Below are 20960 nucleotides of genomic sequence, written 5' to 3'. Positions count from 1 at the left end.
GCGCTCACAGGGTCTTCCCGTCGTGCCACACGCAGTTCGAGGCCAGGATGCCGAGGTTCACGTCGGACTTCTGCGGCTGCGGCAGGGTCTTGCCGTCCATGGCGAGATCGATCTTGATCTCGACCTGACCCTTGGCCTCGTTGGTGCGGCGGGAGAAGTAGCAATATTGCTGGAACGGCTGGTCCTCGTTGGCCCTGAAGTTCCAGCCGGTGACGATCTGGCCGTCCATGTAGGGCACCTGCTTGAAGACCGTGAAGGTGGTGTTCACGATGGCCTTCGAGGCGGGCGCCGCGTCGTTGCCGAGCTGGGCCTTCGTCGGGGTCGGCGTGGCGGCGGGCTTCGGCATCCCGCCTTCGAGCTTGAGGACGTTGTCGGTGAGGGTGACCTCGCCCTTGGTCTTCAGGGTCACGTCGGAGAGGGCCGCCTGCATGGCGGCGGCGATCTTTTCCGCCGCCGTGTCGAACTGGTTCATCGTGGCGTAGCCGTAGGAGGCCGCGCCCAGACCGATGCCGGCGAGCGCGCAGAAGGCGCCGAAGCCCAGCGACCGAAACAGGAAGGCGCGGGCGGCGATGATCTTCGTCTCCGCGCGCAGGCGCCCGTTGACGTTCTGCGCCAGGACGACGTTTTCCGGCGTGCCGGTGGTGTGGATGCTCATGCGCCCGCTCCCGCGCTGGCCGGCAGGGTCACCTGGGCCGGCGGACGCCGGTCGATGGGAATGACTTCGCCGGAGGCGGCGTTCGCTTCACGCTGGGGCTCAGGTGCCTCGCGCGGGGGCTTGGGCTGGGCCAACCCGATCTCCTGCCGCAGGGCGTCGGTGATGGAGTCCAGCATGTAGGGCGTCGCCGCCGGATCGACGGTGGCGCCGAGGTCGTCCTCGTCCATGAAGGTCTTGCGGACCGAGACGGCGCAGAGGGCGAGGATCGTCGACGCGAAGGCGGCGCACAGGGCCGGCACGAACACGAAGATGCGCAGGAAGGCGTGCACCTGCGCATCCGTCACATCGATGGGATCGACCCCGTACACCATGGCGGTGAACGAGTGCAGCTGCGAGCGGTTGACCGAGTTGCGGTAGGCCTGCTCCGCATCCGCGACCTTGCGGTCGACCACACCCCGGTCGAGGGCGCTGCGGGCCTGCCGGGCCTCCTCCAGGGCTTTCGTCACGCCGGCGCGGTCGCTGCCCGCCTTGGCGACGCTGGCGTTGAGGGTCGCCGTGCGCGGGTCGGTGACGCATTTGAGGTTCGAGTAGCGCTGGCCCCGGCTGTTGGTGCCGGAGACCCGCTCGCAGCGCTGGGCCGGCAGGGCCAAGAGCTGGCTGGCGTTCTCCGCCGCGCGCTTCTCGATCTGGTCGAGTTCCGTGGTGTATTGGGTCACCCGGGCATCGGCCGCCGCGATCCGCCCGTCGATGGTCGCCCGGTCGGCCTGCGCGTCCTTGAGGGCGGTCTTGGCCTTGGCCGCGTCCATGAGGCGGGGGTGGAACATCATCTCGCCGAGCTGCGAGACCGATTTCGTGGTCACGCCGGCGGCGAAGACGATGCCGATGATGGCCATGATCCGGATGGCGTAGGAGCGCTGCGTCCGCGCCAGGATGCCGAGCGGAACCCGGCACAGCTCCACCGCCGCGTAGACCAGCGGCGCGAGCAGCATGAAGTAGAACGCCTTCGAGTCGCCGTCGCTGTAGACCCCGGCGAACAGCCAGGCGCCCCACAGGGATGCGCCGATGACCATGAACTCCACCAGGTAGGCGATGCCGACGTAGCCCCACTTGATGCGGTAGCCCTTCTCGACGTGGCGCTCGTGGATCCACCGGTCGGATTCCCGACGCCATTCGCGTCGCTCGCGCTGGACATCCCGGCTGGGCGGCGTCTTTCGCATGGGGCACTCGTGTCTCGAAACGCGACGAACGTGGGACTTAACATTCCGTTACGCCCCCGGCTAAGCGGCCATTGTGCCGATTTTGCGCCGCGCTGTGGGGTGCGTCTTCGGTGCAACTCTGCCGGGCGTCGGTTTCGACGAATTCGGAGGACAATCCGATTGCGCGTCCGCGCCCTCCCCCCGCATGATCTGCGGGGCCGACGATCCTCCGGCCACCCATCACGGCTCAAGGAAATCCACAGCCTCCATGACGGACATGCACGCCGGTTCCTACAAGGAAGCGATCCTGTTCCTCGTCACCGCTGGCGTGGTGGTGCCGCTGTTCCATCGCCTGCGCATCTCGCCCGTACTCGGCTTCATCGGCGCCGGCGCGCTTCTGGGTCCGTTCGGTCTCGGCCGCTTCGCCGAAGCGATGCCGTGGCTGTCCGCCGTCACCATCGCCAACCGCGCCGAGATCGCGCATCTGGCCGAGTTCGGCGTGATCTTCCTCATGTTCATGATCGGCGTCGAGCTGTCGTGGGAGCGCCTGCGCACCCTGCGCCGCCTCGTCTTCGGTCTCGGCTCGATCCAGGTGGTGGCGTCCGCGGTGGTGATCGGCGCGATCCTGTTCGCCCTCGGCGTGCCCCTCGCGGCCACGATCATCGTCGGGCTTGCCCTCGCGCTGTCCTCCACCGCCGTGGTGCTGCCGGTGCTGGCCGAGCAGAAGCGCCTCAACACGCCCGCCGGCCGGGCGAGCTTCGCGGTCCTGCTGTTCCAGGATCTCGCCGTCGCCCCCGTGCTCTTCGCCATCGCGGTGCTCGGGCGCAGCGACGGCGCCGATGTCGGGGCCGCGCTGGCCTTCGCCCTCGGTCAGGCGGTGGTGGCCCTCGTGGTCATCGTGGTGGCGGGGCGGCTCGCCCTGCGGCCCCTGTTCCAGCTCGTGGCGCGCACGCGTTCGCCCGAGCTGTTCATGGCGGCCTGCCTCCTCGTCATCATCGGGACGGCCCTGACCGCTGCCGCCGCCGGCCTGTCCATGACGCTCGGCGCCTTCGTGGCCGGCCTGCTGCTCGCCGAGACCGAGTACCGCCGGGCCATCGAGGCCACCATCGATCCGTTCAAGGGCCTGCTGCTGGGCGTGTTCTTCGTCTCCGTCGGCATGAACCTCGATCCGGCCCAGCTGATGTCGGCGCCGGGCGCCATCCTGGGCCTCGCCCTGGGGCTGATCCTGATCAAGGGGGCGATCATCGTCGCGGCCGCCCGGTTCCTCAGGCTGTCGCGCGCCGTCGGCCTCGAGGCGGCGCTCCTGCTCGGCCCGGGCGGCGAATTCGCCTTCGTGCTCATCGGGGGCGCGCTCGCCGGAAACCTCGTGCCCGAGGAGGTCGGGCAAGCCGCCCTCATCGTCACCACCGTGACGATGATTGCGATTCCGGCGCTCGCCGTGCTCGCCCGGCGGCTCGGCAAGCGGATGTCGCGCGGCCCACTCGGGCGGGCGCGGGCCGAGCCGGTGCCGGACAAGCAGCAGAACCGCGTGATCATCGCGGGCTACGGCCGGGTCGGGCGCCTCGTCGGTGAGATGCTGGCCCGCCACAAGATCCCGTACCTGGCCCTCGATGCCGACGCCGCCCGGGTCTCGGAGTACCGCCGCCTCGGCAATCCGGTCTATTTCGGCGATTCGGCCAACGCCGAACTCCTGCGCCGCTGCGACATCGCCAATGCGCGCGCCCTCGTGGTCACCCTCGACAACCCGCGTGCGGTGGAGGCCGTGGTCGAGGCGGCGCGGGCGGAGCGGGCCGACATCACCATCGTGGCCCGCGCCCGCGACGCGCGCCACGCCACCGCCCTCTACGAAATGGGCGTCGACGACGCGGTGCCGGAGACCATCGAGGCGTCCCTGCAACTGTCGGAGGCCGTCCTCGTCGATGTCGGCGTTCCCATGGGCCTGGTCATCGCCTCGATCCACGAGCGACGCGACGAGTATCGCGCCATGCTCAAGCGCAAGGAGACGGAGGTGCGTCCGGCCTTCCGGGCACGCCGCACCGTGGGCAAGGGAACCCTCGGCAACGCGGCGGGCGGGAAAGGAACGGAGACGGCCCGCGAGGCCGGCCTGCCGAAGGAGGCGGCCGACCCCGTGATCAGGAGCGCGTAGGGCGGCGACCCGCCCCACGCCGTCCGGTCGTTCAGCCGTGGCAGGCGCAGCCCGAATGTCCGCAGCCGTCATGGGACGCATGGCCGTCGGCGCAGGCTTCGCAACAGAAGGTCTTTCCGTCCCGCTCGATCCCGGTGCCGGTCTTCACCTTGCAGACGCAGTCGGCGCAGGCACAGGGAACCATCTCGGCGGTCGCATCGGCCATGGGAACAATCCTTCGTTCGCTGAGGGGAGTGAGGACAGTTTCGCCAACGGGACGCCCGGCCGCAAGGCGCGCACGGCCACTGTCGCGAAGATAGTCCCCACCAATGGGGCGAAGCGTGCTAGGGAATGGCCAACCCCGCACGACTCCGTGCCCTGGGCAACTCCATGAGGCCCCAGTGGCGAACGCGTTCAAGAGCGGTGCATCCCAGTCGCGCACGACCGACGATTTCAACGAGCGCGCGAAACGCCTCTCGGAGCGGCTCGGCGCCATCGAGAAGCCCGCCCAGATGAAGCGCGGAAACGCGCCCCGGCGTTCGTTCAAGGCCGGACCGCGCCCCGAGGCCGACACCGAGCCGAAGGGCGAGGTTGCCGAGGGTCAGAACGAAGCCGTCGAGACCAACGAATCCGAGACCGAAACCGAAGCCTGAGCGACGCCGGATCGGACACGAAAAAGGGGCCGATGACACCATCGACCCCTTCCTCTCGATGTCCGAGGCACCCGTTCAGCGGCGCGCCTTGGCTTTGCGGGCGGCGTAACGCGCGTCGCGCGCGGCCTTCTTCTCGACCAGTTCCGCTGCCTTCCGCTCTGCGGCGGCGAGTGCTTCCGCTTCTTCGCGAGCGATCTGCGCCGCGAGTTCGGCCTCTTCGCGGGCCCGCTTCTCTTCCGCGGCCTGGCGCTCGGCGGCGATCCGGGCGGCTTCGCGTTCCCGGGCCCGCTCTTCGCGGGCACGTGCAACGGCGGCTCGGGCCTCGGCCTTCGCAATCATGTCCGGGTCATCCGCCGGGGTGCGGGCCTTGAATTTTTCCAGCAGCATCTGCTTGGCGCTGGCGGAGTTCTTTCGGCGGTCGTCGAAATTCCTGTAGTCGAAGGCGCTCATCTGACCTTTCTCGTGGCATGTCGCGGCCGGACGCACCGCATGGGGTGGGCGACCGTAGGGTGAAACAGAACAGCTGAAAATTCGGGTCGATCGGGGGTGCCAATGCCCCAACGCAGGTGCGGAATCAACAGAAGCCGCCCGGTGACGAGCGGCTTCCCGTCGGTATGTTGAATCGATGCCTCACCGGGAGGCATCGACGGGAGCCTCAGGCCGCCTGGAGGTTGCCCGCTGATTGCTTGCCGGTGCGACGGTCGCTCTCGATCTCGTAAGAAATCTTCTGCCCCTCGATCAGGTTGCGCATTCCGGCCCGCTCGACGGCGGAGATGTGCACGAACACATCCTTGCTGCCGTCATCCGGCTGGATGAAGCCGTAGCCTTTGGTCTCGTTGAACCATTTCACGGTGCCCGTGCTCATGGCTTATCCTTTCGTCCAGTGAAGTCGTATCTGCCCTTCCCGCACGATGACGCGCGGAACCCAGACCGCAGGTTCAGTGAATTGTGGCGGATCGAGGCAGCATCCCCGCACGGTCCGAAAAGGACCGAAGGAATGCACGAACCCTTTGGTGCGGCCTTGGATCGACGGATCGGATGTATGAAGCCTGCGACGCACAGACAAGGCGCGAAGGCTTGTCGGGTTCCCCGCCGATCCGGGTTTTCGCCTCCACCGACGGAGGCCTCATGGTCTTCCCGCACGACCGCACAATTGTTCGGGCTGGTCTCGGCCGCATGGCGTGTCGTCGTTTCTCGGCGTTGCGCGCAGAACTTCCAAGGATGACTTCCCGAGGATGGTGGCCATCCACCCCAGAGTTGAGGCCTCCCGTTGCGGTTGCCCCGGTGTGGCATGATGGCTACGCTGGATGGCTTCTGCACGACGACGCGCCGAACGGCGTATCTGCCGGGGAACCACGACGATCGGCGGCACGTCACCGATCGGGCAGGATGCTTCACAGCAGGATGCTTCACGATCGTGCGGAGACGGCCATGTCGCGCCTGTTTAACCGCGCGGAGACGGATCGACACGGTTAGTATGGACCGGCATCGAAGCGGGGGCGGGATGACGGCAGCGAACAGGACCGGTCCGAGACCAGTCCGGGAAACGATCGACATGGCAGGACGAACCGGAAGACGGAACGGGATGTGCCGTTCGTGAGAATCGTCTGGTCCGGTTCGCGTCCCGCCGTTGCGCGCGCGCTGGCGTATGCTGCCTTGCCCGTTCTGCTCGGACTCGCCGGCGGTGGGATCGCGGCGCGGCCGGCGGCCGCGTTCGATCTGTTCGGCCTGTTCGGATCCGAAGAGGAGCCCCCGGTTCCGAGCGCCGGTGCCCTGCCCTACACGGTCAAGTTCCAGGGGATCGACGACGACGACGTTCTGCGGGCACTGCAGGACACCTCGACCCTCTATCGCCTGCGCCAGGACGCACCGCCCGACGGCGAGGGGTTGGTGCGCCGGGCCGAGGCCGACCAGCGCCGCCTCGCCGACGTGCTCTCGGGCTACGGCTACTATCAGGGCACGGTGCAGATCCGCATCGATGGGGTCACGCTGACGGGCGAGTCGAGCGTCGCCGCCGCGGCCGGTGCCGCGGAGGGCTCCCGCGCCCGCGCCCTCGTGCCGGTTCGGATCTCCGTCACGGCCGGTCCGCTCTACACCCTGCGCACCGTCGGCGCCCGCGATCCCTCCGGCAGGTCTTTTCCCGAGGAGGTGCTGCCGCCCCGTTTCACCCGTGTGGACAGCGACGTGCCGGCGCGTTCCGCGACGGTGCTCGCCCGCGAAGCGAAGATCGTCGATCGCTTCCGGGCGCTGGGTCACCCCTTCGCCAAGGCGGTCTCGCGCGATCCCGTGGTCGACGACACGGCCCACGTCATGGATGTGGGGTTCACCATCGATCCGGGTCCCATCGCGGGCCTCGGGGAGGTCGCGGTGCGGGGCACCACGGGCCTCGATCCGGCGGTGGTGCGCTCGTTCATCTATGCCGAGCCGGGCGATCCCTACTCGCCCAAGGCCATCGCCGACATCCGCCGGTCGGTGGCCAAGGTCGAGGCCCTGGGCTCGATCCGGGTGCGCGAGGGCGAGGCCCTCGATCCCGCCGGCAACCTGCCGATCTTCGTGGACGTGACCGAGCGCGACCACAATCTCATCGGTGTGGCGGCCCGCTACTCCACCGTCGACGGTCCGGGCATCCGTGCCTACTACGCCAACCGCAACCTCTTCGGTGGCGGCGAGACCCTGCGGCTCGACGCCGACGTCTACTACCTCGGCAACGACCTCTACGCGACGCAGCGCAAGCTCGCGGGCATCGATTCCAACGGCCTCGGCGGTCGCCTCTCGGCGACCTTCGTCAAGCCGGCCCTGTGGGGCACCCGCAACGACCTCGTCGCCAACCTGTTCGTCGGCCGCGAGGCGCAGCAATCGTACGTCAGCGACGCGGCCGGCGGCACCGTCGGCATCCGCCACCGCTTCTCCGACGCGTTCTTCGCCCAGGTCGGCATCGACGGGCAGGCCGGCCGCTCGCAGGACGCCCTCGGCAAGGTCGACTACCGCCTCGTCGGCGTGCCGGTCTCGGTGAACTACGATTCCACCGACAACCTCCTCGACCCGACGAAGGGGTTTCGCGTGATCGCGTCGGCGACGCCCTATGCGGGCTTCCTCGGCTCGGACCCGTCGATCTTCGTGGCGAAGGCGCAGGGCTCGACCTACTACGCGCTCGACGACGAGGCCCGCTACATCCTCGCCGGCCGCATCGGTTTCGGCTCGATCTCGGGCGCGAACCTCGACGAGATTCCCGCCAACATCCGGTTCTTCGCCGGCGGCGGCGGCTCCGTGCGCGGCTTCCCCTACCGGACGCTCGGTCCGCGCGGTCCGTTCAACCTGCCCATCGGCGGCCGCAGCCTGTTGGAGGCCTCGTTCGAGGCCCGGATCAAGGTCACCGACACCATCGGCGTGGTGCCGTTCTTCGATGCCGGCACCGCCTTCGCGTCGAGCGTTCCCGACTTCGAGGAGCGCATCCGCTACGCGGCGGGGCTCGGCTTGCGCTACTACACCGGTATCGGCCCGATCCGCGTCGACGTCGCCTTCCCCCTGGACCGCATCAAGGGCAACCGCGAGCGCCCCGTGGCCCTCTACATCAGCCTGGGACAATCGTTCTGATGGGATTTTTCGGGGGAGTCCGCGGCCGTCCGACGGCCCATTCCGCGCGCGGCGGAAAAGCACCGGTCCGCGCCGTCCTGGTGGTGGTGGCCGTCGTGACTCTCGGTCCCGCGGTTCCGACCCACGCGGACGAAGCCGAAAAATCCGTCCTCGGCGGCCTGCTCTCGAAGGCGCTCTCCACCCCCGGCTCGCAGGTCGCGATCGGTGCCGTCGACGGCGCCCTGTCCTCCGACGCCACCATCCGCGATGTCGTCATCAGCGACGCCAACGGCGCCTGGCTGAAGCTCGACAAGGCGCGCTTGGTCTGGCGGCGCCTCGCCCTGTTCTCGGGCCGCCTCGAGATCGACAGCCTCGAGGTCGGCCGCCTCGAGGTTCTGCGCCGCCCCCTGCCCGCTCCCATCTCGGCCAAGCCGGAGCCGGACGGCTCGCTGCTGCCCGACCTGCCGGTGAAGGTCGAGGTGAAGGCGTTCAAGCTCGCCGAACTCGTGCTCGGCGAGGCGTTGGCCGGCCAGCCGGCGCGCCTCGCCGCCGACGGACGGGCCAAGCTCGGCGCCCCGTCCGAGGGGCTCGATCTCGATTTGAAGGTTCGCCGCCTCGACGCGGCCGGCGATTTCACGGCCCGGTTGCTGTTCGTGCCCAAGGGCGAGACCCTGGAACTCAAGACCACCCTGATCGAGCCGGCGGGCGGGCTGCTCTCGAAGGGCGCCAACCTCCCCGGTCATCCGGCGATCAACCTCGACCTCGACGGGCGCGGGACCCTCGATTCGTGGAACGCCCGCCTGGACTTCGATGCCGGACCGGACCTCGGTGCCAAGGGTACGGCCCGGATCTCGCGCATCGGCACCGACCGGCGCCTCGCCCTGGACCTCGCCTCGCGCATCGAGGGTCTGCTGCCCGGCCCGGCCGCCGCCGTGTTCTCCGGCACGACGAAGCTCGAAGGGGGCCTGCGCTTCTCCGACAGCGGCGCCTTCGGCATCGACCGGCTCGATCTCACCTCGCGCACGGCGCGCCTCGAAGCGCGCGGGTCCCTGACCCCCGACCGCATCGCGGATTTCATCGTCGCGGCGCGCGCCGTGCCGACGGAGGGGGGCACTACAAAGGCGGGGGACGCCGAACTCGACACCCTCGTGTTCGACGGCAGCCTCAAGGGGCCGATCGCCCGTCCGGCCGTTAACGGCGTGCTGAAGGCCGCCGGCCTGCGCGCCGATGGCAACGCCCTCGACCGGATCGACGCAACCGTCGCCATGGCGCCGACGGGGCCGGATGTCGCGGCGACGCGCTTCGCCCTCAGCGCCGACGCGACGGTCGAGGGCCTGTCCCTCGCCGACCCGGCCCTGCGCCGCGCCATCGGAGCGCGCGCCGCCCTCGTGTTCCGCGGCACGCTCCAGCCCAGCGGGATCGTCGACGTCGCCCGGTTCGAGATCGACGGACCGACCGCGCGCGCGACGTATGCGGGCAGTGTCGGCCAGAACACCCTGACGGGGACCGTCGATGCGACGCTCTCCGATCTCGCCGCGTTCTCCGAGGTCGCCGGCCGCTCCCTCGCCGGGAGCCTGACCGCGCAGGCCAAGCTCGGCGGCGACCCCGCCCGCAAGGCCGTGACCGCCGATGTCGATGTCCGGGCCGATCGCCTCGCCCTCTCGGTGCCGGCCCTCGACGGCCTGCTCGGCCGCACCCCACGGTTCACCGGCCGCCTCGCCCAGGTCTACGACGGCTACAGCTTCGACGGCGCACGCCTGGAGGGCGCCGAGATGGTGGCGCGCCTCGACGGCCGCGCCACCGCCCGGATGGCCGACGCCAAGCTCCTGGTCGATCTCAAGGACCTCTCCGTCGTCGATGCCAACCTGTCCGGCCGGGCGCTTCTCGACGGCCGGCTGACCGGCACCCTGGAGAAGCCCGACCTCACCGCGACGGTCACGGGGGACGATCTGCGCGCACAGGGGCGGCCCATCCGCGACCTGCGCCTGGAGGCGACGCTCCGCGACCTCACCGGCGCCCTGGACGGAACCGTGAAGCTGAACGGCGACGTCGCCGGAAAGGCCCTGCGCGGCGACGCCCACCTCGCCCGTCTCCCCCAGGACTGGTCCCTCGACCGCCTCGCCTTCAGCCTCGGCTCCGTTTCCGTCGCTGGGAAGGCCACCGTCGATGCACGCTCCTTTCTCACGGAAGGAAACCTCAGCGTGACGGCGGCGAACCTCGACGACCTCTCGCCCCTGGCCCTTACCGCCCTCGGCGGAAGCCTCGAGGCCGCCGTGAGCCTGTCGCGCATCGGTGGCCGCCAGGATGCCGCGATCCGTGCCAAGGCCGCGTCGCTCCGGGCGGGCACCGTCGGCCTCGCCCGCCTCGATGCCGACCTCACGGGCCGTGACCTTCGCGCCCGCCCCGTCGTCGACGGCCGGGTCGACGCCGACCGGGTGGTGGTCTCCGGCGAGACCCTCGACACCGTGCGCCTCGCGGCCGTCGGAACTCCGAGCGCCAGCGACATCACCTTGACGGCGAAGGCGCGCGGCTTCGACCTCGACGGCGCCGCGCGCCTCGTCCCCGCCGATCGGACCCGGATCGAACTCGCCCGCTTCTCGGCCACGCGCGGCGGCGACCGTCTCGCCCTCGCCGGGCCCGCAACCATCACCCTCGCGAACGGCGGCGCGCTCATCGACAACCTCGTGATCGCCGCCGGGTCGGGTCGGGTCAGCCTGTCGGGCCAGGCCGGATCGCGCCTGGACCTCAAGCTCGGCCTCCGCGCCGTACCGCTCGCCATGGCGCGCATCGCAGCCCCGAGCCTCGCCCTCACCGGCACCCTCGACGGCGAAGCGGATCTCCGGGGCACGTCGCAGCGGCCGGAGGGACACTACGCCCTGACCCTGTCCCGCCTCGTGACGCCCGAGACCCGCAAGGCCGGCCTGCCTCCCATCGACGCCAAGGCGAGCGGGGCCCTCTCGGACGGGCGCGCCGGCATCGAGGGGCGCGTCTCGGCCGGGCGCGGCGCCGAGATGACCGTCTCGGGGTCTGTCCCGGTGGCGGCCGGCGAGGCCATCGCGCTGAAGCTCCGCGGCACCCTGGAGGCCGCCCTCGCCAATTCGATGCTTAGCGTCGGCGGTCAGCGCGTCACGGGTCGCGTCGCCCTCGATGCCGGGGTGTCCGGCACCCTCGCGGCCCCCCGCGCGGACGGCACCGCGACGCTCACGGGCGGGTCCTTCACCGACCCGCTCCAGGGCATCCGGCTCACCAACATCGAGGGCCGCGTCACCGGACGCGGCGACACCCTGGTGGTCGAGCGCCTGACCGCCCTGACCCGCAACGGCGGCACGTTGCGGGCCGATGGACGCGTCGCCCTCCAGCCTGCGGCGGGCTTTCCCGGCAGCCTGCGCCTCAATGCCGAACGGGCCGAACTCGTCTCCAGCCCGCTGATGACGGCGGTGGCGAGCCTCAACCTCGCCCTCACCGGTCCCCTCGCCAGGACCCCGAAGGTGTCCGGCCGCGTCGATCTCGTCTCCGTCGATGTCACGGTGCCGGATCGCCTGCCCGCGAGCGTGAAGCCCTTGGAGGGGGTACGCCACGTCAACACCCCGCCGGACGTCCGCGCCCGCCTCGCCGCCCGGGCCGACCGCAAGGCCGCAGTCGCTGCGGCCGGACGCCGGCGGGGCAAGGCCGCCCCCCCCTTCGACGCCATCCTCGATGTGGCGGTGAACGCGCCCAACCGCATCTTCGTGCGGGGACGCGGCATCGATGCCGAGCTCGGCGGGGCGCTGCGCCTCACCGGATCCTCGCGCGACCCCGTCGCGACGGGCGATTTCGAGATGCGGCGCGGCCGTCTCAGCGTCGTCGGCCAGCGCCTCGATTTCACCCGGGGACGCCTGACCTTCGGCGGCGAGATCGCGCAGCCGGATCTGGATTTCCTGGCCGAGACCAAGGCCGCCGAGATCACCGCCCGCATTGCCGTGACGGGCCCCGCGAGCCAGCCGGTCTTCGCCATCACTTCGGACCCGACCCTGCCGCAGGACGAGGTGCTGTCGCGCCTGCTGTTCAAGAAGGCGTCCGGCGGCCTGTCGCCGTTCCAGGCCCTGCAACTCGCCCAGGCCGTGGCCCAGTTCTCGGGGGGCGCCGGCGGCGTCGATGTGTTCGAGCAGGCCCGCAAGGGGCTCGGCCTCGACAGCCTGGACATCTCGACGGGGGCGAGCGGCGGGCCGGCCGTCGGTGCCTCTCGCTATCTCAGCGACCGGCTCAGCGTCGGCGTGAAGGCCGGTGCCAAGCCGGCCGACACGGCGGCCACCGTCGATTACGACGTGACGCGCCGCATCAAGATCCAGGGCGAGGCCGGCAGCGACGGCCGTACCGCCGTCGGCGTTGGGGCCGAGTGGGAGTACTGACCGGCGGAGTCGCTCGCCGGCGCTAGCGCATCAGCCAGAGCGACTGCCCGAACCCGCTCAAGGGCGCGTGGAAATGCGTCACCAGCACGATGACCCAGAGCAGCCCGAGCACGCTGGTCAGGCTGAGGAGGATCACCTCGCCGTACTCGTGGGCGCCGCGCCGGGCGCCGTTCGTCGTCGGAGCTTTTGCATCGTGCCGGGTGCGCGCCATTCGGTATCCTCATCGTTGCCCCGTCACCGTCCGAAGCGGTGACGTTCGGATACCGCCGCAAGGGCCGCGCCATCACACCGGCTCATCCCTACGTCGAGGGCAGGTGAGATCAGCCCTGCCTGCACCCCTTCTCGCACCGGAGTCGCGCCGTGCCCGCTCGATCCCTCCTGTTCTACCCGGACCCACGCCTGCGCCTGCCCGCCGAACCGGTCCGCGTCTTCGACGATTCCCTGCGCAGTGCCGCCGCCGATCTGTTCGAAGCTCTGAAGGCCGTGTCGGCGCTCGGTCTCACGCTGCCCCATCTCGGACGCGCGCAACGGGTGATGGTGGTTCGACTGGAGCCCGGTGATCCCGCGACCACCTACGTGAATCCCGAGATCGTCTGGACTTCGCCCGAGCGCGCGCCGCAGATGGAGGGCAGCGTCTCGATGCCGGGCGTCACCGATCTGGTCGATCGCGCGACCCAGGTCCGCCTTCGCTACCGGGACCTCGACGGAGCCGAGCAGGAGGAGAGCGCGGCCGGGTTCCGCGCCGCCTGCCTCCAGCACGAGGTCGACCAGCTCGACGGCATCTTCTGGATCGACCGTCTGTCGCGCCTGCGCCGGGAGCGCGCGGTGAAGCGCTTCGGCAAGCTTCGGCGGCCCTGATCCCGATGTTCCGCCCGCGCCGCGCCCATGATACGCCGTTGGCCATGCGGTTCGCCCTTTCGATGCTCCTGCTGTGCTCGGCCGCCGTTGCGGCTCCCGCCCCCGTCGCGGCCCCCGCGGCGCCGGCCGTCATCGGCTGCGCCTCGCTCGCGAATTTGCGCATTCTGTTGCGGCAGACCGCCAACGATCCGGCGAAGGCGGCCGCCCATCTCTCCGACGACAAGGCCGATCACCTCGGGTGCGCGATCCTCGGGCGCGAGACCGTGGTGGCCCTCGCGGATCATGCCGCCCTCAACGGACACGCCTACGACTGCGTCACGGTGCGCGGAACGAGCGTGTGCCAATGGACCATCGCCGGGTCCGTCGCACCGGCCGAGCCGACGCGTCCGGGCCGCCGGACCCAATCCGAGACCGGCAAGGCCGCATCCGGCAAGACCACGATGGACAAGACCACGATGGACAAGACCACGATGGACAAGACCACGATGGACAAGACCGCGACGGACAAGGGAACACAGGACAAGGCACCGCGATGAGACGAATCCTCGGAGCCATGGGCGGCCTGATGCTGGTTCTCGCGGGAAGCGCACGGGCCGCGCCCGAGCCCGCACAGCCGGTCGTCGCCTGCGAGACCCTGGTCGGGCTCCGTCTGTTGATGGGCGATGGCGGCACCGACCATGCGGCGGCCGTCACGCGCCTCCCCCGGCATTCCGGCTGCCGCCTCGTCGCGCGCGACAAAGTGGGGGCGGCCGAGCAGAGGGCGATGATCGGTGGGGCGCCGTTCGAATGCCTGACACTTTCGGACGCGGGTCGATGCGCCTGGGTGATGCCCTGATCCTGCGGTGTCAGTGATCCGCACTCGGTTGCGGCCAAGGTTCTGCTACGCTCGTTCCGAACGACGGGGGAACCTCACAATGATCAGGATCGGCGGGCGTGTTGCAGGGATCGTGATGGCTGCGGCCATTCTCGGCGGATTTGCCGGATCGGGGCATCCAGCCCTCGCCCAGGGGGCGTCTACGCCGATCCAGAGCCCGCAGGATGCGGCGTGTCGCAACGAGGCCCGGGCGAAGGTGTTCGTTACGCCGGACCCGAAGGGACTCGGTCTCTATGCCATCGGCCGCCAGATCTACATGTCGTGCATGCGGCGCCTGCAACCCGCCGCCACGCGGCGCCTGCAACCCGCCGCCACGCGGCGCGTGCGTGATCGCAGACGCTAGGAGTGGACTGTATCCGGGACGGCTCGGCCGCGCCGCAGGATGGCGCGGACCCGGATCGAATCGATCAGGCGCTCAAGGGGGCACCGATGCGGGCGCGGAGCTGATGACGCAGATTCTGGTTCGCCGTCGCGTCGGCGTCGAGGGCGGACATCAGACGCAGGAGGCGGCTGATGGGCGTCGAACGATCCTCGACCGCCGCAGCGATCAGGTCCTGCAGCGGCGTCTGCTCGCAGGGAAATTGGGTGGTCTCGCTCGAAAGGGCCGACTGGAGCATGGGTCCACGAATCCGTCGCTGTGATCAGGCTAATCCCGCGCGGCTCGCTACGCCATGACGCGGTGCGGCGCCACCCCCTTTTTGCCGCCTATCCATAGCCGGCATGGAATTTCGGGCGCGCACACCCGTACACGCGTGAAATCCGTGGATATCCATGTGTGGGAAAGCACGCGAACCCCGTCCGTCCGCCTCACCGCGCCAGGGGCGATTCGGCGTAGCGATCGCAGAGGTCCTGCGGATCGGATGCGACGGCGATGCAGCCCGACGCGCGCAGCTCGGCCTCGGAGACACCACCGCACAGGACGCCGATGGTGGGCAGGCCGGCCTTTGCGGCGGCCTGAACATCGTAGGCCGTGTCGCCCACCACCATGCTCTGCCAGGCGTTCAGAGGCGCGAGCTTGGCGAGCGCCGACGCGAAGATGTCCGGAAACGGCTTCGAGCGTTCGGCGTCGTCGGAGGTGGTGGTGACGGAAACGAGATCGGCAATCCCGAGCAGATCCTTGTAATGCGCCACTTCGTCCGCCTTTCCCGACGACGCCAGCGCGATGGTCTGACCTTCGGCCCTGATCCGCTCGAACAATGGGCGGACGCCCGGAAACGGCCGGACCTTGTCGAGGAACGCGCGCTTGAACAGGTCGGACCGATAGGCCTCCATGGCTTCGCCCTCGCGCTTCACCCGGATCCGATCGACGAACATCGGGAGAAGCTGATCGCCGCCCTTGCCGATCTGGGCTCGGACCTTCGCGTGCTCCGTCTCGATGCCGAAATGGGCGAACGCCTCGACCCAGGCCTGGGCGTGGAGATCGACGCTATCGAGAAGCGTCCCGTCGATATCGAAGATCACCGCCTTGACCGCCGACGCCATCTATTCTGCCCCCAAACGATCGGCAGGGCGCGCATCCGAGCGGGACGCGCCGGCCGAGCCGTCGATGCAGCCGAACGGCTGGCGTGGGCCGACGTTCCGTCGCGACGCGAAGATCGACCGTTTCAGCGCGGGACGATGTGCAGGCCGTCATCCGGCAGGAGGTTGCGGGCCGGCCCCCCGGTCTGCTGGCCACGGCCCTGCTGATAGTAGGGCAGCTCGGGACGACGGTCGTTGTCGCTGCCCGAGTCGTATTCGTAGGGCCGGCTCCACGGCGCGCGACCGCCGACGCCCGCCACGGTTTCGACCTCGCCGGGGATCGGGGCGGTGCCGTAGCCATACGGCGTCGCCTGCGCCGCCACCGGGACGACGATCGCCGCGGCGACGAGGGTGGACAGCAGAGCCTTCATGATCGACCTCGCATGCCGGGCCGTGGCCTGGAGCCCGGCCAAGGATCGTTCGAGGGCTCAACGCCACGCTTGATCCCGGTGTTCCCGAGTCGGTGAAACGGCGAAGCCCGCCACCCTGGTCGGGCAGCGGGCTTCGAGGATGTCGGGAATGGGGGCCGGTTCTCGGCACGGGCCGATGCCGACATGAAGACGCGTCGTTAGTGCATGACCACGCTGGTTTCGGCGCTGAACGCCTTGGAGCGGGCCGCGGCCACCTTGGACGTGGTGGTCTTCGGGGCGGTGGTCCGAGCGGCCGCGGCCTTGGCGGAGGCCGTCTTCGTCGCTGCCGTCTTGGTGGAAGCCGGTTTGGTCGAAGCGGTCTCCTTGCCGGGTGCCTTGGCGACCTTGGCGGCGGGGGCCTTCGCCGGCTTTGCCGTCTCGACTGCCTTGGCGGCGGCGCTGCGGGTGCCGGTCTTGGGCTTCAGGGCGCGGGCGGGGCTCGGAGCGAGGCTGATCTCGGCGGCAACCGGACGAACCTGGACGGGCCTGTCGGCGACGAGTTCACGCTCCGCCCGGAGCCAATGATCGGTGGCGTGGCCGTAAACCCGGCCCTCGCCCTCCCAGATGAAGTAGGCGCGCTCGCGCACCTGCTGCTCGAAAGGATGCATCGCGTTCTCCTCGTGGATTCGACGAGAACGATGAAAGGGCACGGTTAACGCCGGGTTAACCGTGCCGCGCGCCTCACCCCTTGGCCAAGCGCCGGGCATTGGCCCGGACCTTCCGCCGATACCCGGCCATCACCTTGGCCGTCGAACCACCGCGAGCCAGCAGCAGCGCCGCCTCGTTCGCGGCCGTGATCTTCTCGCTGACCATGCGATGCGCTTCCACCTGAGCGGAATTCCCACCCGCAGCGAGCTTGGCCAGCCGAAGGCCGATCACCTGCTGGGATTCCATCGCCAGCAGGGTCACGTCGAGACCGAGTTTCCACCAAGCGCCGAACATGCCACCCACCCCAGTCAAGTCTTCGACGGCGAGAGCCGCTCCAGGTTTCAGTCGAACGAACGGCCCTTCGCGGCGGAGCCGCCGAGGCTGATCTTCTTCGGGGGCGATCCGGCGAGGCTGATCTTGCGGGCGGGCGCGGGGGCGGCCTCCGTTGGGACGGCCGGACGCGCCGGCTTCATGCGTGACTGGCCGTAGACCACGGAGCCGATCTCGCCGGCGACGCGCACGAGATCCTCGCGCTCGCAGGCCCGGGCCACGGTCAGGCCGAGCTGGTGCATGTGGCTCTTGCCGTAGAGGTAGACGGCGAGCTTGGAGCGTGTCGGTTCGGCGATTGTGGCGAGCAGTTCGGGCAGATCGTCGGCGTCGGCCCGATAGACCTCGCCGAGAAGGTCGAGGGAGACCGGGCAGGCCGGATCCGCGACGGGACCGCTGGTGGGATGGGATTGCGTCATGGAGCACCTGTCTGTGCGAAGGGGGAAGACGTGGCCGGGGCCGCCGCGACGGGAGCCGGGGTTGCCTCGACGGGGGTCGGAGAAGGTGGTGCGGCGGGCGGGCGAACCGGGGCGAGGCAGCCGGTGCAGACCGACGCGATGGCGATACGGGCGCGCTGATCGGCCCGCGCCCACACTGCCTCGTTGCGGGCCCGGGCCTGTCGGACCTCCTCGTCCGTCATCGGTCCCGATCCCGCGCCGAGATGGCGCGGCGCCTCGCCGGGCGGTCGGATCCGGAGAAGCAGCGGCGCCTGCTCCCGGGCGTCGAGCGCTTCCTGCGCGGCCGCAGGCGGGATCGCCGCGACGAGACCGATGCTTCCGGTCGCCAGGAGGGTGAAGCGGGCGAGGATCGAACGGCGCATCGGCTCCCCGTCGGCGGCTGTAAGGGCGGACGATCGCCACCCTATGGTTAACAAGGACCTACCGCGACGCGCTGGGTGGTGACGCAGCGGCAACCCGCCCGATCGACTGCACTGCAGCATGGTCTTACCGTTGCAGCATGGACACCACAATCTGGCTCTGGATGGCTGCGGCCGTTACCTATTCCGGTTACATGGTCTTTGCCATGCGGTCATGACCGCATCGGGACCGGCCCGCCTCAGGTCCGGTCGTCCTTGTCGATGGCCGCGCAGATCGTCACCAGATCGCTGCCGGAATTCGCGACCGAGCACGTGACCAGGGCCCTGCCCGCGTCGACCTTGCTATGGCGCTTGGTTTCCGCACTGGTCCGCGCCGTGCGCCCGGCCTCCGCGAGGGTGTCGGCGGGAAGGCCGTTGACCGCCTGCCCGGCCCGTCCGAACAGCGGGAAGTAGCCCGTCGGCAGGGTCGCCCCCTTGAATTGGGCACCCACGGCCGAGAGGTCGCCACAGGCCAGGGTCAGGCCGATGCCCTCCCCCGCCGAGAATTCCGCGAAATCGACGGTGCGCCGGACGAGGGTCGCCTGCGTCGCCGCCGTCACGCGATCGATGAGATCGCCGCAGCGATCCGCCCGCGCCGGTGTCGCAAGGGCGAGGGATAGGCCGAGGAGCATCAGGGAGGTGCGCATGGCTTCTCAGCTAGGGGAAGGTCGGCACTTGTCGAGCGGGCTCACGCGAGGGATGCCCGCCGGCGGCGCACCACCGTTCGACGGAACACACCCACCACCTCGACGTGGCTCGAATACTTGAACTGGTCCACGGGCGTCACGCTCTCCAGCCGGTAGCCGCCCGCCACCAGGGTGGCGGCATCGCGCGCGAAGGTTCCGGCATCGCAGGCGACGCCTACCACCAGCGGTACCTTGCTTTCGGCGATGCGCGCCGCCTGCGCCTGGGCGCCGGCCCGGGGCGGATCGAACACCACGGCGTCGTAGAGGTCGAGCTCGATCGGCAGGAGGGGGCGCCGGAACAGGTCGCGCCGCTCCGTCGTCACCCGGCGCAGGGACGGCGTCGCGCGCACGGCCCGGTCGAGGCTCGCCAGCGCCGCGGCTTCACCCTCGACGGCATGGACATCGCAGCGTTTGGCCAGCGCGAGGCTGAACGGTCCGCTGCCGGCGAACAGATCGACGACGCGCTTCGTCTTCTTGTCGAGGGCGGCGAGCACCAGGGCCGTGAGGGCCGACTCGCCGGCCTGCGTCGCCTGGAGGAAGCCGCCCGGCGGCGGGCTGAGGCGAATGCCGTCGGTCTCGATCACGGGTAGGCGGCGCTCGACTAGGATCTCGCCGTGCAGGGACAGGCGCGCGAGGTCGAGGTCGTCCGCGAGGCGCACGAGGACGGCCCTTACCCCTTCGGCCACTGGGCCGTGGCCCCGGATGTCGACGTCGAGCCCGGCATCGGTCGAGGTGAAGGCGACATCGAGGGGTTTTCGCCCGTGCCCGAGGGGCGCGCTGAGGGCTGTCGCCACCGTGGGGGCCCGGTGGAGCGCTTCCACGGTGATCGGGCAATGGTCGATGGCCACGAGGTCGTGGCTGCGAGCCGCCATCAGGCCCGCCCTGGCCCCCGCCTCCCCGGACCGGACATGCAGCGTCAGGCGTCGGCGGCCCTCGCCGTGGGCGTCCTGCAGCGCCCCCGGATCGGTATCGAGGCCGGCCTGCGACAGGGCCTGGCCGACGAGGGCCCGCTTCCAGGCAGCGTAAGGCTCATGCGCCCAATGCTGGACGGCGCAGCCGCCGCAGGTTCCGAAATACGGGCAGAACGGGTCGATCCGGTCCGGCGAGGCGGTCTCGACGGAGACGAGTTGACCGCGACCGCCTTCGCGCCGGATGGCGACGCGTTCGCCCGGCAGGGCGTAGGCGACGGCCGCGCCATCGGTCGCCATCCCGTCGCCACGCGCACCGAGTTTGGCGATGGTGACGATGTCGGGGGAATCGGTCATGGAACTGCTTTCCGGCGCGCTCCGATGAGGAACTCGCGATTGCCGTCGCCGCCGGTGACGGGCGACGGGATCAGGTCGAGGCCGGTGAAGCCCGCGCCCGCGATGAAGGTGTGGATCTCGGCGCAGACCGCTTCGTGCACGGCCGCGTCGCGGACGATGCCGCCGCGTCCGATCCGGTCTCGGCCCGCCTCGAATTGCGGTTTGACCAGGGCGGCCAGGGCCGCCCCCTCCCCCATGAGGGCCGCGATGGGTGGCACCACCAGTCTGAGGGAGATGAAGCTCACGTCGATGGCGACGAACATCGGGGCCACCGGGATCGTCGTCCGGTCGAGGGCACGCGCGTCGTGCCCCTCCAGGCTCGTGACCCGGGGATGCGTGCGCAGCGAGGCATGCAACTGATCGTGCCCGACATCGACGGCGTAGACATGGGCGGCCCCGCGCCCGAGGAGCGCATCGGTGAAGCCGCCCGTCGAGGCGCCGATATCGAGGCAGGTCAGGCCGGCGGGATCGAACCCGAAGGCGTCGAGGGCCGCCACGAGCTTGAGCCCGCCGCGGGAGACGAAGGGATGCGGGGCCTGCGCCTCGATCCGCGCGCCCGGCGCGATCAGGTCGGAAGGCCGCGCCACCACCCGGCCATCGGCCCGCACCAGACCGGCCGCGATGGCGCCCTGCGCCCGCGCCCGGCTCTCGAAATGGCCACGCTCGACCAGGAGGCGATCGGCCCTGATCCGGTCCCGCGTCATTCCCAAACTCAAAACTTCGGCGCCCGGCTGCCCGCAGGCCGGCGCGAATTCCCCTCCGCTACACTACAAAGTGGCGCGCGCGAACGAAAAATCGTGCGTGTTCGGCTCGCGTCGACGGCGCCGCCTGTCGCATACAGGAACCCCGAGGCCCGCTCTGCCCCGGGGGAACGGATGCCGGGCGACGG

Annotated in this window: 24 protein-coding genes; 8 read left to right on the top strand and 16 right to left on the bottom strand. The window is 70.2% G+C overall.

The window, feature by feature from the left end; translation table 11 throughout:
• Positions 1-4: 4 nt before the first annotated feature.
• A complete protein-coding gene (locus ASF22_RS04050) occupies positions 5-655 on the bottom strand; it encodes a hypothetical protein (protein WP_056174735.1) in 651 nt (216 codons plus the stop codon).
• On the bottom strand, positions 652-1872 hold the full coding sequence (locus ASF22_RS04045) for a hypothetical protein (RefSeq protein ID WP_056261709.1): 1221 nt from the start codon (positions 1870-1872) through the stop codon (positions 652-654). The genes ASF22_RS04050 and ASF22_RS04045 overlap by 4 nt, the downstream gene beginning before the upstream one ends.
• A 247-nt stretch (positions 1873-2119) precedes the next feature.
• Between ASF22_RS04045 and ASF22_RS04040 the strand changes: the two genes are divergently transcribed.
• Positions 2120-3997, top strand: coding sequence for a cation:proton antiporter (locus ASF22_RS04040; protein ID WP_056174731.1), 1878 nt, complete (start codon positions 2120-2122; stop codon positions 3995-3997).
• Positions 3998-4028: 31 nt separating this feature from the next.
• Here ASF22_RS04040 and ASF22_RS04035 read toward each other — a convergent pair whose 3' ends face one another.
• Positions 4029-4202, bottom strand: coding sequence for a metallothionein (locus tag ASF22_RS04035; protein ID WP_056094491.1), 174 nt, complete (start codon positions 4200-4202; stop codon positions 4029-4031).
• Positions 4203-4377: 175 nt separating this feature from the next.
• Between ASF22_RS04035 and ASF22_RS04030 the strand changes: the two genes are divergently transcribed.
• Complete coding sequence (locus ASF22_RS04030) at positions 4378-4629, top strand: hypothetical protein (RefSeq protein WP_056174729.1); 252 nt, start codon at positions 4378-4380, stop codon at positions 4627-4629.
• Positions 4630-4704: 75 nt separating this feature from the next.
• Here the strand turns inward: ASF22_RS04030 and ASF22_RS04025 are convergent, their stop codons facing one another.
• Together ASF22_RS04025 and ASF22_RS04020 are read right to left on the bottom strand one after the other, a co-directional pair.
• Entirely contained in the window at positions 4705-5079 is a 375-nt protein-coding gene (locus ASF22_RS04025) for a DUF6481 family protein (protein WP_056174727.1), read from the bottom strand.
• A gap of 205 nt (positions 5080-5284) precedes the next feature.
• Entirely contained in the window at positions 5285-5494 is a 210-nt protein-coding gene (locus ASF22_RS04020; RefSeq protein WP_056174725.1) for a cold-shock protein, read from the bottom strand.
• Positions 5495-6285: 791 nt separating this feature from the next.
• Between ASF22_RS04020 and ASF22_RS04015 the strand changes: the two genes are divergently transcribed.
• Complete coding sequence (locus ASF22_RS04015; RefSeq protein ID WP_244474194.1) at positions 6286-8223, top strand: autotransporter assembly complex family protein; 1938 nt, start codon at positions 6286-6288, stop codon at positions 8221-8223.
• Complete coding sequence (locus tag ASF22_RS04010) at positions 8223-12590, top strand: translocation/assembly module TamB domain-containing protein (protein WP_082483507.1); 4368 nt, start codon at positions 8223-8225, stop codon at positions 12588-12590. Before ASF22_RS04015 ends, ASF22_RS04010 begins: the two co-directional genes overlap by 1 nt.
• 22 nt (positions 12591-12612) lie before the next feature.
• Here the strand turns inward: ASF22_RS04010 and ASF22_RS04005 are convergent, their stop codons facing one another.
• Complete coding sequence (locus ASF22_RS04005) at positions 12613-12801, bottom strand: hypothetical protein (RefSeq protein WP_056261706.1); 189 nt, start codon at positions 12799-12801, stop codon at positions 12613-12615.
• Between the two features lie 149 nt (positions 12802-12950).
• On the opposite strand from ASF22_RS04005, the gene ASF22_RS04000 reads away from it, so the two are divergent.
• The 4 genes from ASF22_RS04000 (at position 12951) to ASF22_RS03985 (ending at position 14665) form a co-directional block, all read left to right on the top strand.
• Positions 12951-13448 (top strand): peptide deformylase, encoded by a 498-nt coding sequence (locus ASF22_RS04000; protein WP_056174719.1) that lies wholly within the window; start codon positions 12951-12953, stop codon positions 13446-13448.
• Between the two features lie 44 nt (positions 13449-13492).
• Positions 13493-13984, top strand: a complete 492-nt coding sequence (locus ASF22_RS24485; RefSeq protein ID WP_200927093.1) for a hypothetical protein — start codon at positions 13493-13495, stop codon at positions 13982-13984.
• Positions 13981-14283: a hypothetical protein gene (locus ASF22_RS03990; RefSeq protein WP_056261703.1), complete on the top strand. Its 303-nt coding sequence runs from the start codon at positions 13981-13983 to the stop codon at positions 14281-14283. Before ASF22_RS24485 ends, ASF22_RS03990 begins: the two co-directional genes overlap by 4 nt.
• Before the next feature lie 115 nt (positions 14284-14398).
• Positions 14399-14665 carry a hypothetical protein gene (locus ASF22_RS03985; RefSeq protein ID WP_200927091.1) on the top strand — a complete coding sequence of 89 codons (267 nt, stop codon included), beginning with the start codon at positions 14399-14401 and terminating at the stop codon, positions 14663-14665.
• Positions 14666-14729: 64 nt separating this feature from the next.
• Here ASF22_RS03985 and ASF22_RS03980 read toward each other — a convergent pair whose 3' ends face one another.
• The 10 genes from ASF22_RS03980 to ASF22_RS03935 all read right to left on the bottom strand — a co-directional run bounded on the left by ASF22_RS03980 (position 14730) and on the right by ASF22_RS03935 (position 20775).
• A complete protein-coding gene (locus tag ASF22_RS03980) occupies positions 14730-14939 on the bottom strand; it encodes a hypothetical protein (protein WP_056174713.1) in 210 nt (69 codons plus the stop codon).
• A 190-nt stretch (positions 14940-15129) separates the two neighbouring features.
• Positions 15130-15804: an HAD family hydrolase gene (locus ASF22_RS03975; RefSeq protein ID WP_056261697.1), complete on the bottom strand. Its 675-nt coding sequence runs from the start codon at positions 15802-15804 to the stop codon at positions 15130-15132.
• A 122-nt stretch (positions 15805-15926) separates the two neighbouring features.
• Positions 15927-16211 (bottom strand): hypothetical protein, encoded by a 285-nt coding sequence (locus tag ASF22_RS03970; RefSeq protein ID WP_056175060.1) that lies wholly within the window; start codon positions 16209-16211, stop codon positions 15927-15929.
• Between the two features lie 197 nt (positions 16212-16408).
• Complete coding sequence (locus ASF22_RS03965) at positions 16409-16858, bottom strand: DUF2934 domain-containing protein (protein ID WP_056261696.1); 450 nt, start codon at positions 16856-16858, stop codon at positions 16409-16411.
• 73 nt (positions 16859-16931) lie between these two features.
• A complete protein-coding gene (locus ASF22_RS03960; protein WP_056261692.1) occupies positions 16932-17192 on the bottom strand; it encodes a hypothetical protein in 261 nt (86 codons plus the stop codon).
• Positions 17193-17239: 47 nt separating this feature from the next.
• On the bottom strand, positions 17240-17644 hold the full coding sequence (locus tag ASF22_RS03955; RefSeq protein ID WP_056174705.1) for a hypothetical protein: 405 nt from the start codon (positions 17642-17644) through the stop codon (positions 17240-17242).
• Positions 17641-18045 (bottom strand): hypothetical protein, encoded by a 405-nt coding sequence (locus tag ASF22_RS03950; RefSeq protein WP_056174703.1) that lies wholly within the window; start codon positions 18043-18045, stop codon positions 17641-17643. Before ASF22_RS03950 ends, ASF22_RS03955 begins: the two co-directional genes overlap by 4 nt.
• Positions 18046-18281: 236 nt before the next feature.
• Positions 18282-18728 carry a hypothetical protein gene (locus ASF22_RS03945; protein ID WP_056174701.1) on the bottom strand — a complete coding sequence of 149 codons (447 nt, stop codon included), beginning with the start codon at positions 18726-18728 and terminating at the stop codon, positions 18282-18284.
• 41 nt (positions 18729-18769) lie between these two features.
• Entirely contained in the window at positions 18770-20032 is a 1263-nt protein-coding gene (locus tag ASF22_RS03940) for a methyltransferase (RefSeq protein WP_056261690.1), read from the bottom strand.
• Positions 20029-20775 (bottom strand): TlyA family RNA methyltransferase, encoded by a 747-nt coding sequence (locus ASF22_RS03935; protein ID WP_056174697.1) that lies wholly within the window; start codon positions 20773-20775, stop codon positions 20029-20031. The genes ASF22_RS03940 and ASF22_RS03935 overlap by 4 nt, the downstream gene beginning before the upstream one ends.
• Positions 20776-20960 lie beyond the last annotated feature (185 nt).

Source organism: Methylobacterium sp. Leaf87, from assembly GCF_001422775.1.
In the GTDB taxonomy this organism is placed as follows: domain Bacteria; phylum Pseudomonadota; class Alphaproteobacteria; order Rhizobiales; family Beijerinckiaceae; genus Methylobacterium.
Note: the sequence above shows the minus strand (reverse complement) of the source record. Positions and strands in the feature narration are given on the sequence as shown.